The organism is Thermofilum sp., from assembly GCA_038741495.1.
Taxonomy (GTDB): Archaea; Thermoproteota; Thermoprotei; order Thermofilales; family Thermofilaceae; genus Thermofilum.
Genome location: JAVYKX010000003.1, coordinates 71838 through 83518, shown reverse-complemented (window position 1 = coordinate 83518; position 11681 = coordinate 71838). Strand labels below are relative to the sequence as shown.

General features: G+C 58.5%; 12 protein-coding genes. 3 read left to right on the top strand and 9 right to left on the bottom strand.

Translation table 11 applies throughout. From position 1 onward, the window contains the following. Positions 1-15: 15 nt before the first annotated feature. Both QXU72_08140 and QXU72_08135 read right to left on the bottom strand, forming a co-directional pair. Entirely contained in the window at positions 16-570 is a 555-nt protein-coding gene (locus tag QXU72_08140; protein MEM0495212.1) for a hypothetical protein, read from the bottom strand. 320 nt (positions 571-890) lie between these two features. Then, positions 891-1751, bottom strand: coding sequence for a helix-turn-helix domain-containing protein (locus QXU72_08135; GenBank protein MEM0495211.1), 861 nt, complete (start codon positions 1749-1751; stop codon positions 891-893). A gap of 129 nt (positions 1752-1880) precedes the next feature. Between QXU72_08135 and QXU72_08130 the strand changes: the two genes are divergently transcribed. Beyond that, positions 1881-2240, top strand: coding sequence for a hypothetical protein (locus QXU72_08130; GenBank protein MEM0495210.1), 360 nt, complete (start codon positions 1881-1883; stop codon positions 2238-2240). Between the two features lie 253 nt (positions 2241-2493). On the opposite strand, the gene QXU72_08125 is transcribed toward QXU72_08130, so the two are convergent. Further along, positions 2494-3153: a DUF4013 domain-containing protein gene (locus tag QXU72_08125; GenBank protein ID MEM0495209.1), complete on the bottom strand. Its 660-nt coding sequence runs from the start codon at positions 3151-3153 to the stop codon at positions 2494-2496. A gap of 152 nt (positions 3154-3305) precedes the next feature. Between QXU72_08125 and QXU72_08120 the strand changes: the two genes are divergently transcribed. Both QXU72_08120 and QXU72_08115 read left to right on the top strand, forming a co-directional pair. Next, positions 3306-3896: a MarC family protein gene (locus tag QXU72_08120; protein MEM0495208.1), complete on the top strand. Its 591-nt coding sequence runs from the start codon at positions 3306-3308 to the stop codon at positions 3894-3896. 110 nt (positions 3897-4006) lie between these two features. Beyond that, on the top strand, positions 4007-4987 hold the full coding sequence (locus QXU72_08115) for a hypothetical protein (GenBank protein MEM0495207.1): 981 nt from the start codon (positions 4007-4009) through the stop codon (positions 4985-4987). A gap of 49 nt (positions 4988-5036) precedes the next feature. On the opposite strand, the gene QXU72_08110 is transcribed toward QXU72_08115, so the two are convergent. The 6 genes from QXU72_08110 to QXU72_08085 all read right to left on the bottom strand — a co-directional run bounded on the left by QXU72_08110 (position 5037) and on the right by QXU72_08085 (position 11622). Then, positions 5037-6107, bottom strand: a complete 1071-nt coding sequence (locus tag QXU72_08110; protein MEM0495206.1) for an ABC transporter ATP-binding protein — start codon at positions 6105-6107, stop codon at positions 5037-5039. A gap of 4 nt (positions 6108-6111) precedes the next feature. Continuing rightward, positions 6112-6951 carry a carbohydrate ABC transporter permease gene (locus QXU72_08105; protein MEM0495205.1) on the bottom strand — a complete coding sequence of 280 codons (840 nt, stop codon included), beginning with the start codon at positions 6949-6951 and terminating at the stop codon, positions 6112-6114. 10 nt (positions 6952-6961) lie between these two features. Then, on the bottom strand, positions 6962-7873 hold the full coding sequence (locus QXU72_08100; protein MEM0495204.1) for a sugar ABC transporter permease: 912 nt from the start codon (positions 7871-7873) through the stop codon (positions 6962-6964). Positions 7874-7915: 42 nt separating this feature from the next. Next, on the bottom strand, positions 7916-9415 hold the full coding sequence (locus QXU72_08095; protein MEM0495203.1) for an extracellular solute-binding protein: 1500 nt from the start codon (positions 9413-9415) through the stop codon (positions 7916-7918). A gap of 138 nt (positions 9416-9553) precedes the next feature. Then, positions 9554-10897, bottom strand: a complete 1344-nt coding sequence (locus QXU72_08090; GenBank protein MEM0495202.1) for an ABC transporter permease — start codon at positions 10895-10897, stop codon at positions 9554-9556. Then, complete coding sequence (locus QXU72_08085) at positions 10894-11622, bottom strand: ABC transporter ATP-binding protein (protein MEM0495201.1); 729 nt, start codon at positions 11620-11622, stop codon at positions 10894-10896. The genes QXU72_08090 and QXU72_08085 overlap by 4 nt, the downstream gene beginning before the upstream one ends. Between the last annotated feature and the right edge of the window lie 59 nt (positions 11623-11681).

The following is an 11681-nucleotide window of genomic DNA, read 5'->3' as shown; positions in this document are numbered from 1 at the left end:
TTAGAAGAGAACAGTCTACGACCTAGTGGAGACTACGTCGATCTCCACGGTTATGAGGACTTCGTCGGTGGGAGCGTCCGGTGTGACGAGCACTTCCACGGGTACGGCAACGCAGCTGTCGCCGTCAAGCGAGATTTCACCGCTCTCAGTTTCGATTTGCGTACCCTGTTTCACTTCCAGAGATGGACCATTGCTGCCGAGCCAGAATTTTAGGTACTTAACGTATTGCCAGTTACCAGTGTCAGTAGTACCCATGTACCTTAGCTTAACGGTGTAAGCCACGTTATCTTTGTTGCAGATCCTCAAAGGATCAGAGTAGTAGGTGGGGTCGCCCGTGAAGCCGACGATCGTGATCACGGTGCGGTTCGTCCCGTCATCAGCCGTGTAGGTGGTGACGTCGACGTAGTTGGTCTGAGCGTCTGCTCCAGCGACCTTGACGATCGGCGGGTGCTTGGCCATGACTTTCCACTCGGTGATGTTGGTGATCGTGATGGCTGCGGCAGCGAAGGACGCCAAGGCTATGGCCAGCAGGAGGACGGCGCCGCTCAGTTTCCTTCCATTTCTGTTCATTTTTCTCACTGAGAAGGAGCCGGGGTAACCCTCTTATTAAAGTTTTAGTTCAAAAAACTGAGAGCAGCCGGGCCTGCAGCCTAGAGCCCGGGTGGAGAGCTCGAGGGAAGCCGTGGAGCTTCACGGGCGCTCGCTAAGAACTCCAGGCTCGCGCAGCCCTTGGACGGCTCCTCCCGGCTTCGCGCCTTCGAGCCAGCGGCACCTGGTCACTGCAGCTGAGCACCGAGAGCTGCGGGCGGTGCCGGGCGCTGGAAGTACTCGATCAAATCGTTCGGCAGGCAAACTGGAAGCAGGGTGGGTGGAGCCGGGATGCTCGGCTGCTAGCGGCTCGGCTCTCCGGCTTTCAGCAGGTTCAGCAGCTCACCGAGGGGTATGGACCTCCTCGAAAGGAGGGGTTCGATCCCTGGTTTCAGCTTCTCGAGCTCTCTAGCGTCGATCTTGGCGCCTAGCTCCCTCTCGACGAAGCTGGAGAGCCAGGTCTCGACAGGTGTGCCCGTGAGGAAGTAGCAGCTGTACTTCCCGATCTTCACGCTCTGCACCAGGCCGAGCCTCTCGAGAATGCTGAGGTGCCACTGGACTTCGCCGAGGCTGATGCCCGCTTCTCTCGAGATGCGGCGCATAGTGGCCCCTGGGTTCGCGCGCAGGTACTCGAGGATCTTGACACGCTTCGCGCTGCGCTTCACATCCTCGTACCTGGTCACGTAGTAGGCGGCGGGCACGGAGAGAGCGGCGAAAAGCTTCTCGCGCCCACTCTCCGTCAGTGTCAAGTAGGATGCTGCAGCGACCGCCGCGGCCGCGGCGATCACCGCTACCGGCGGCTCGGCGCTCGAGCTCTCCTGCTGGGAGACGACTTCGAGCTTCACGGTGAGGGGGGCTAAGCCCGGGTTCTGGACGGTGAGGAAGATGCAGTTACCCTCTAGGAGCGCCTCACCGGCTGAGCTCTCGACGCGCACCACAGCGGCCTCGTAAACGCAGGCGATCTTTTCTCGGGAGAGAAGCGACAGAGGCGGGACTTCGACCTCGAAGAGGTAGGTTGACCCGTTCCCCTCCACCGATAAGAGCTTGGCAGCCGGGCTCACCACCACGAGGTATGGTTGCGACACCGCCGGCTCCCGCTGGGCGAGGAGGAGAAGAAGGAGCAGAGCAAAGGAAGCCACAGCGGCAGCGTGCCAGTAGCGCACGTCAGAGAGAGAGCAGCCACCCCTATAAAGTCTATCATTCAGCGCTGACAGCTTCGCCGAGGAAGAGAGCACAGGGCTCCGGTTTTCTGAACTAAAAGACTAAAAAGCTCAGCGTTCAACTTTTAACGTATGCTGATTCCTGTGCTAGCTGGCTCGCTGGCCGCGATGTCCGCTGCCCTGCTGAGGGTTTGGCGCGGTAGACCGAGCCGGGAGGAGCTGGTGGAGCTGGGTCTTTCCCTAACTCTAGCTTTCATCGACGGGTTCATGGTGGCCTACCTAGCCCCTTTCGCGCCGGTGTTCGCCGCGAAGCTCTCGTTCCACCTCTTCCTCTACATGCTGCTCGCGAGCTTGACGGTAGTGCTCTACTCGTCCTATAAGGGGCACTCGGAGCTTAAAGTGTACGCTATCGCCATGGCGCCCTGGTTCTTCGTCCTCTTCCTCGTCGCTGCTGCGGCTGTGCTCGGCTCCAGGATCGTGTTCATCTTCTAATGAAAGCTCCTCATCCTCTGCTCTTGAACCGCCTGGAGAGTTTTCCGGGAAAGCTCGCGGGAGGTTTCCCAGCCTCTTCGCGGAGGTTTCCGAAAGATAGGTATTTAACTTCGAACTCCTCGGTTCTGATCGTGCCCTGCCAAGCTAGGAAAACCGGCGGCAAGAAGAAGGGAAAGAAGGAGGAGCAGAAGAGCTCTAAGCAGGGTTGAGCACGCTTTAAAAGAGATTTTTCTTTTAAAAGCGGCTGCTCAGGCTAGGGTGGCGGTGGCGGAATAGGGTACTTTGTGTTCACGAAAAGCGAGAGAGCTTTGAAGGTGAAAGCCATCGCGAAGACGCCGACGATCGCAGTTCCCACAAGGGGTATGATGCTCCCGACGAACCCTGCAGCGAGGTTGAAGACCGCTAGGAGGATGAAGAAGATGAGGTAGTTCTCGATTCCGACGTGCTGGATGAGGCTCCACGCTTCCTGGAAGGCGAAGACTTTCGAGAAGTCTCCCGTCCTCATGTAGATCGCCAGAGCGGAGAGCCCGACGAACAGGAAAGCCAGCAGCAGCAAGAAGCCGAGCAGGACAAGGGGGCTGTACAGCCAGAACCAGGGGTGTATCACAGCAAGCGGCCAGCTCACCGCGTACCCTACAGCGATGAGGATCAGCGGGATGAAAGCGTAAAGGAGAAAGGCTAGGAAGAGCTTCAGCCCCTCGACGAACAGGTCCGCGTAGCTGGTGAGCTTGGGGGGCTCGTCGAGATCCAGCCTGACGACTCGGGCGAAGTAGCCTAACACGATGAAGTTCACTATTGGGATGATGTTGAGGACTATGAGTAGGATCAGGTTTCCAGCATCCTTTAGAAGCTTGGACATGAACTCGAAGCTTCGAGAAGCAGCTTCACCGACATCGAATCTTGACGCTATCATGCTTCCTTTTTCAAGCCTCTTTTCCGGAAAGCTAGTTAAAATCTTTTCTAGAGTGCTGAGAGTTTATAGCGGCTCTCCTCCCGCAGCCTCGCTTGGCGCTAGCGGCCGGCGGCGCGGAAAAAGTCTTATATGCGGGGAGCAGGGGGGTGCGCGTGAGGGAGCTCTGGGAGTCGTTCCTCATGCTGTTCATCGTGCTCGACTCGGTTGGAAACATCCCGATATTCTACTCCTTGACAGGCCACCTCAGCAAGGCTGAGAGGCGCAGGGTTTTCGCCAAGTCCGTCGCGGTCGCTTCAGCGCTGCTTGTCGCCTTCGTGCTAGCGGGTTACGAGTTCCTAGAGTACTACGGCGTGACGTTCGCGGACTTCAAGGTCGCCGGTGGGCTGCTCCTGTTCCTGATCGCGCTTCAGGGGATCCTGGGGAGGATAGAGGCGGAGCAGCTGAGGAGCGAGGACATCTCGATTGTCCCCATGGCGACGCCGCTGCTCGCAGGCCCCGGCAGCATCTACGTGGTAATGTACCTGCGGCTCGCGTACGGCCTCACCCCCACTCTCGCCTCGATATTCCTGAACACTCTCGCAGCCTACGCTATACTCGTGGGAAGCGGAAAACTCCTGGAGAAGGTCGGCAGGAACACGGTGCTCGTTCTCTCCAGAGTGCTGCTCCTCCTGCTGGCCGTCATCGCGGTCTCGATGGTTAGGAGCGGTGTTGAAGACTACTTGACGCGCCTCGGAACCTCCTAGAGGCCTTCGGGACAGGCACCGGGGAGGCGGGCCGCGGATCCGGAGCTGCAGGGAGAGGCGGCGCGGGCGCGAGGCTCGAGCTGCGGGCGAAAAGCCTATGAGGGGTGTGAATGAGCGCGCGGTCGGTGGACTGGCTGGGTCTTAGCGGCGAGCACGTAAGGGTGCTCATCGCGCTGGAGAGGAGCTTGACGATCAGGAGGCTGGCGACAGAGTCAGAGCTCCCCTACGCTACTGCTCTGCGGAAGCTGCGCGAGCTCTCGGGAATGTTCTCTCTCCGGCTCCTGCTCCGCTTTGAGAAGCTGGGCTTGCTGCCCTTCGCTGTGCTGGCGAGAGCGGAGGCGAGCCCTCCCCCCTTCACCACGCTCAAGGTAGCTGCAGGCGGGGTTGAGAGCATGAGTATCTTCGTGGGACTGGTCCCTGCGGGGTACGTGGAGAAGTTCAAGCAGGATGCGGGGGGAGGAATCGCCTTGAGGGGGCTCGAGCTCCTCTACTGGTCCCCCAGCTCTCTCGCGGGCGGCGGCCCCCTCAACCCTGCTTCCCCAGACCTGCTGGCTCTGCCAGCCGAGGTTACCCCTGCTGCTAGAGCGCCCGACGCTATCGACCTCGCTCTGCTTAGCTACAAGCTGAACACGCCTTTCCTGAGGCTGAGCGAAGCTTACCGGAGAGCTCTCGCCGCTGGGGGAGGGCTGCCGGAAGTGTCGCGCCAGGCTGCTGCGTACCACTGGCGCCGCCACATCCTCCCCCACGTGGTCGGGGTGAGGGCCTTCCCGCTGGATCCCGAGGAGCCGCTCCAAGTCTTCTACTTGGAGGGCTGGAGGGCTCACGCTGCTGCGAGGGCTCTGAGGGGGCTCCCCGGCTTCGCGTTCGCGCTGGTAGACAGAGGGGGTAGCCTCGTCTTCGCGCGGCTAGACGCTAAGCAGCGAGCAGCGCTGTACAGCGTAGTGAGGCTGGCTGGAGTCCGCCTACCCCTGGGCGAGCTTATCTCTGAGAAGGTCGAGCACTACCGGCTGCACTTTTGGAAGAGCGTGCGCGGTAAGTCGTGGCTCTACGCCTCATCGGGGCACAGAGCCACGAGACCCTTCTTCCCCTAAGAAGCCCGGGACCTCGAGTCAAGGGAGGGAAAAAACCAACCCGAGATCTTCAGAGTATTAGCTCCCCGTTGGGCCTGTAGAAGTGCACTCTCTTGTAGTCGAAGCTGATAGAGACTTCTTCGCCCACGGAGACGTGCTGGCCTGGCGGCAGGGTGACTCGGAGGAGTGTGCCGTCGGGCGCCTGTATGTGCGCGAAAGTCTCTCTCCCGAGCCACTCAGCAGAATACACGAAGAACCCTCTCCCTGGAGAGATCTTGATGTCCTCGGGTCTCGCCATGAAAATCACCCTGGTGGCACCCCGGATTACTGAAGCGATGTCGTCGGGAAGCGGGAACCTCGCGCCGAGCATGCTCAGCTCGAGCCCCTTACCCGTCTCAACCACGTCCGCGTCGATCAGGTTGGCGGCTGGGGCTCCGATGAAGCCTGCTACGAAGGTGTTGGCGGGCTTGTAGTAGAGCTCGTCTGGCGTGCCGACTTGCTGGAGCCTGCCTTCGTTCATCACCGCTATGCGGTCAGCGAGGCTCATGGCTTCCGCCTGGTCGTGGGTGACGTAGATCGTGGTGATGCCGAGCTCTCTCTGCAGCCTCTTCAGCTCAGCCCTGACCTCCACCCTGATCTTCGCGTCGAGGTTGCTGAGTGGCTCATCCATCAGGAAGAGGCTGGGCCGCTTGACGATCGCTCTAGCAAGCGCTACTCTCTGCTGCTGCCCACCGCTCAGCTGGCTCGGCCTGCGGTCGAGGAGGTTCTCGATGTGTAGCATCGACGCTGCCTCCCTAACCCTCCTGTCGATCTCCTCCTTGGGGAGCTTCTTCAGCCTCAGGGGGAACGCGATGTTCTCGTACACAGTCATGTGGGGGTAGAGAGCGTAGCTCTGGAAGACCATTCCGATGTTCCTGTCTTTAGGCTCCAAGTCGTTCACGATCTTATCGTCGAAGTAGATGTAGCCCTTGCTGGGCTTGTAGACGCCGGCAATCATCAGCAGCGTGGTAGTTTTGCCGCAGCCGCTGGGTCCCAGCAAGACCATGAACTCGCCGTCCTTTACCTCGAGGTTCAGGTCCCTTACGGCTTCGACCCCGCCTCTAAAGATTTTCGAAACGTTCTCCAGCCTTACAGTAACCATGCTCTCACCCCTTCACACCACCAATGGTGACCCTAACTAAGTACTTTTCACCGACGAGGAATATCACGAGCACCGGGATCAGGTAGACGATGCTGAGCGCGGCGACAAGAGCCAAGTTAATGCCACCCATTTCGCCGAACAAGCTCTGGATCAAGAGCGAGAAAGTCCAGTTGGTAGAGGACTGGATGAACGTGTAGACGAAGACGTACTCGCCCCACCCGCTGAGGAACGAGAAGAGGCCGACTGCGAAGAGGCCCGGGCTGACTAGCGGGAGCATAACCCTGAAGAAGGCTCCGAACCTGCTCGTCCCGTCGACTAGGGCCGCGATCTCCGTGTCCCACGGGATCCCGTCGTAGAAGCCCTTCAGGACCCAGACGCCGAGGGGCAGGTCCACGGACATCTTAACCAGGATCACGCCCGCTAGAGTGTTGAGCAAGCCCATCGCCCTGAGCATGTAGTAGAGAGCGATGAGAAGGACGGAGGCGGGCACGCCGTGAATTACGAGGAAAGCTCCCAGCAGGGCGCTCCTCCCCTTGAAGCTGTACCTCGAGATCACGTACGCTGCCATCGATGCGACGAGGACTACGAGAAGCATGTTGCCCAGCGCTAGGAGAAACGTGTTGACCATGACGGTGTACACGTTGGGGTAGAGCTTACTGTAGACAGGGTGCTCGGGGAACAGGACGCCCGTCTTGAGGAACTCGAAGTTCTTCAGAGTGAAGCCCTCGATGAAGACGGGGTGCTCGCTGAAAGCGAGGAGGAAGAGCAAGGCTACTGGAACTACCGGAAGCAGCGCGAGAACCACAGCCGCAGCGTACAGCAGGATTTTCCCGATCTTCAGCATCCCGACCACCTCACTCCAGCTTCGGCTCGATCATCAGCCTCCTGAGCCGGAAAACTCTCCAGTAGATCACGGAGAGCGCTAGGCCTACCACGAGGAGAATAGTCACGATGGTTGCGGCGTAGCCGAAGTCCATAGCGACCATGTACTGGCCGAAAGCCAGGTGGTAAGCGTGGAGGATCATAACCTCTGTCGAGTAGAAGCCCGGCCCGCCGTTTAGCGTGAGCATTATGTACTCGAAGGATGCGAGGAGGGAGAGAGTGTTGTAGGCTACGAAGAACGCTATATGCCACTTGATCATCGGGAGGATAATCCTCCGCACTATGGTGAAGCCGGAGGCACCGTCCAATTTCGCCGCGATTATGTAGTCCTGGGGGATCGACTTGATCGCAGAGCTGAAGATGATTCCCGAAAGGCTAGAGCCTATGAAACCGTTCACGATGAAAAGGAAAGGCCAGTAGTAGAGGAATGTCCAAGGAACAGGGCTCCCTCCCGCTCTGACGATGAGGGAGTTCAGGAAGCCGTGCTCGAGGGGCGAGAATATCCACATCATCAGGAGAGCCCAGATCACGCTCGGGAGAACCCTCGGGAGCAGCCAGACCGCCCTCACGAACGTGCCGAGAGCGTCGTGAACGTGGGTCGAGATCAGCGCGATAGCGAGCCCCATGAGCGTGTTAAAGGCGAGAGTACCGGCGACGTATATCGCGGTCGCCTTCACGATGAGCTGCAGCACCGGGCTGCTGAAGAGCCTCGCGTAGTTCTCCAGCCCGCACCATATCCACTGGAACCTGTAGTCAAGCTCTGTCAGCGAGATGAGAAGCGTCAAAGCTGCCGGCACCGCTAGGAAGAGAATAATCACAGCTACAGCTGGGAGAAGCATAGCGAGCATTAGTATTTTCTTGGAAGCTTCACGGGACAACCCCACAGCTACCACCTCTCAAGGTAAAGAAAATACCTTTTGAGAATGTCACTCTCTTATTATGACGGCATCTCCCAGCCTCGACCTGAGCAGGTCTCTGAACGTCGCGAGCGCTGTATCTGGTGTGAAGGCTCCCGTCTCTATACCCTTAACGACTTCGAAGATCGTAGTCTGGTACTCACCCCACTTCGGGTGGAGAGGCTGGTACTTCGCGTACTCGACCATGTAGCCGGTCGCGGCGAGGAACTTGTCCTTCGTGTACGTCGGGTCGGAGAGCTGGCTGTACAGGATCGCCAGGTGAGCGCTCTGAACCGCGTGGAGTGAGTTCAGGTAGCTGTCAGTCGCCAGCGTGAGTATGAGGAAAGCCACCTCAGGGTACTTGCAAGTCTTCGAGATAAAGTACGCCATAGGCTGGGAGAGAGTGACCGGCCTACCTCCCTTCTCGCCCGGCGGGTAGAGCATGAAGCCGAACATCTCCCAGAATTTCTCCTCGGAGAGACCGAAGGAGGAGACCCACTGGCCCTTGTGCCAAGTGCCTCCCATCCAGAAGAGGACCTTGCCCGCGACTATCGTCGGGTGGATGTCCCTGTTCCAGTCCAGCGCGGTCAGCTTGTCGCTGATCACCTTGCTTCTCGCCATCGAGGCCTCGTAGAACCACTCGAAGTACTTTCTCCAGACCTTCATGTCCGCGACGAGCTTGCCCGTACCTGGGTCGTAGAGCTCGCCGCCGAAAGCGAGGTAGACTATCGGCCAGTCGGGGCCCGCGTTAGGCCTGTGCCAGATACCGTAGCCAGGCTCGACGACACCCTTGTCCACAGCCTCTTTCGCGACTCTCAGCATGTCGTAGAGAGTGAACTCGCCTCGGAGCACCTTGTTGGGCAGGTCGTTGATCATCTCGTCGGTCCAGCCGAGCTTTTTGAGGAGGAGCTTGTTGTAGTACACTGGCCTGGCCTCGGTGTCCTGCGGGATAGCCCAGATCCTGCCCTTGTAGGTTACAGAGTTCCACAATCCGCTGATAACGTCGTAGTAAGTCCAGTTCCAGTACTTCTTAATGTAGTCGTCGAGGGGGATAATCCAGCCGTTATCGGCCAGGGTTGCCGTGTCTATGTGAGCTGTCAGGAAGATGCAGGGGCCAGTGCCGCCCTCAAGAGCTAGGTACAGCTTCTTCCTGTAGTCAGTCCAGCTCGCAGTCGAGAACTCACCCTCCACTCTAACAGTTGCAGGCACCCCAACAGCCTTGAACATCTGTGTAAGCCTTCTCGCAGCCTCCTCCAGGTTAGCCTGCCTGTATATGGACTCCCTCTCGGGCCCTTGAGTCCAAGCGGTGATAACGATCTCGACAGGCGCCGCTCCGGCTCCGATCTGCCTCCTAAGGTCTTCCAGCTCTCTCAGAAGCTTGTCGTACTCGCTCTTTGGGACAACCTCACCAGTTGTTGGAGGCGCTGTGACCGAGGAAACCAGGTACCCGGCCACGAGGCCAACTATGAAGAGGGCTGCGAGGAGCAGTGCAACCATCTTGTCGATATGCCCACGCCTTTTTCTGAACACAGTCTGTCGGGCTTTACAAGCTCTATGACCACATATAAGGCTTACTGCTTGACTTTATAAGTTAATTTAAAATAACTAGAGGTAAGGGTAGCCTCTGTATTATATAAATCTATATATCATCTGCCGATTAAAAATAGATTATTTACGCTTAAGGGAGGGTGCTATAGTGGATATAGATCTCTGGAGCCTGGAGAGAGTCTCTATGGAGAGTAGGCGCGAAGTTAGGTAAACCATAAGCAGCGTGAGTGCGAGGGAAGCGGTCAGGTAGACTGGGAGCTCTGGCGGGAGCGTGTAGGCTATCATCTCCTTGCTGAGTATTGCAGGTTGAGTGAACGGTAGGATGTAGAGAGCTGCGCGCAGCAGCGGGTTCATAGCTTTAGAGCTCATGTAGACTATCAGGAATATAGGGACGATGAAGAGCGTGGCGAGCGGACTTACCATCGTACTTGCGATACGCACATCCTTGCTGAGCGCTCCGACTACCACGCCGAGGGCTGCGCAGAAGAACAGCGAGAGAAGAAGGCTGACCGCGAGGGCTCCGAGGCCCTGCGGGCTGACGAGCTGAGCTGGTGCCGCGAGGAATGTTGAAGCGCCGGGAGCGAGGAGATCAGAGACCCCGGTTGCGGGTGCCTGCTGCCCGGGCGACATCTGGACGAGTTGAGACATGAGGAGCAGGAAGTAGGCTACCATGCCCGCCAGCTGAAGCACGGAGCCTAGCAGCGCTACTACAAACATCGCGAGGAGCTTCGCTAGTAAGATGTGGGTGGCGGGTACCGGTAGGGTGAGAAGCGTCTCGAGGGTTCTCTCCTCGTTTTCGACAGCCATCGAGGTAGCAGACATCTGCATCGTCGTGAGAGCGAGCATGACGACTATCAGAGGTATGAGCATAACCGAGAGGCTTAAACCGACGAGAGACTCGGGATCTCCCGGGAGCTGCACGCCCTTGCTCGTAAGGAACGTGTACTGAGCCACCCTTACGGGGTTCCTGACGACTGAAGGGCTGATTCCCGTGCCGCGAAGCATAGCCGCGGACACGTACTCTTCGATTAGGCTCGCAGAAACCACAGCTTTAGACACTCCGAGGAGAGAGAGCTCTTCGACCACGTTGAGGAAAGTCAGGTTAACAGGCCTCCTCTGCGAAATCGCCTCCCCGAAACCTCTAGGTATGATGACCACGACCTCCGCTCCCCTCCCCGCAGCTTCCTCCGCTAAGCTGTCCAGCGAGCCTTCCGCAAGCCGCACCACGCTCACGCCGCGCTGCTCCAGCCAGGCGGCGAGCTCTGCGGAGGTGGGCGTGCCGTCAAGGTCGAGAAGCCCTATAACCTGTGTACCTGTAACAGCCTGCTCAACGGCTGCGCGCATAGAGATGCTGATGACGAAGCCGAGCAGGGGTAGGAGTAGAGCACCCAGGATGAAAGGCACGATAATCCTCGGGTCTCTCAGCAGGTCTTTAACCTCCTTCTCGACGAGAGGCTTGATCACCTAGCACCACCTCCCACGACCTGGAAGAAGACCTCCTCGAGGTTCCGCGCGCCGTACTCCTTGAGCAGGTCGCTGACGAAACCTTCCTTCACGACCACACCCCCATGAATCATCGCAACCCTCCCGCAGAGATCCTCTACCTCAAGCATGTTGTGGCTGGATACCAGCACCGTGGTGCCGAGCTCAGCGGAGTACTTTTTGACAACTTCTCTCACTTCTTTCGCCTGAATGACGTCCAGCCCCGCGGTCGGCTCATCGAGAACCGCCACCTTAGGCTTCACCATCAACGCTCTGGCGATTTGAACCCGCCTCTTCATCCCCTTGCTGTAGTTCTTCATTTTCTCGTGAATCTTGCCGCCCAGCCCCGCGATCCTCAAGCCGAGCTCGAGAGCCTCTTCAGCCTCGCGGCTCTTCCCGAAGTAGAGCTCCGCGACTATCTTGAGGAGCTCGTACCCCGTGATGTTCTTGTACGTCCCCGCGTCCTCGGGAAGGTACGACACCACTTTCTTCAGCTCCAGGTCTCCCGGCTTCCTACCCAGCACCTTCACCTCCCCTGCTGTCGGGGTGAGCAGGCCGACAATGATGCGGAACGTGGTGGTCTTCCCAGCGCCGTTCGGCCCTATTAAGCCGAAGACCTCGCCTTCCTCAACCTCGAAGCTAACGCCTTTGAGTGCTCTGAAAGTGCCGAAGTCCTTAACGAGGTTGGAAACTTGAACCGCGCGCATTTCGCGTAGAGCAGAAGCTAAGTGTAAAAAAGCTTACCTAGAGCGCGCCCACCTCCCGC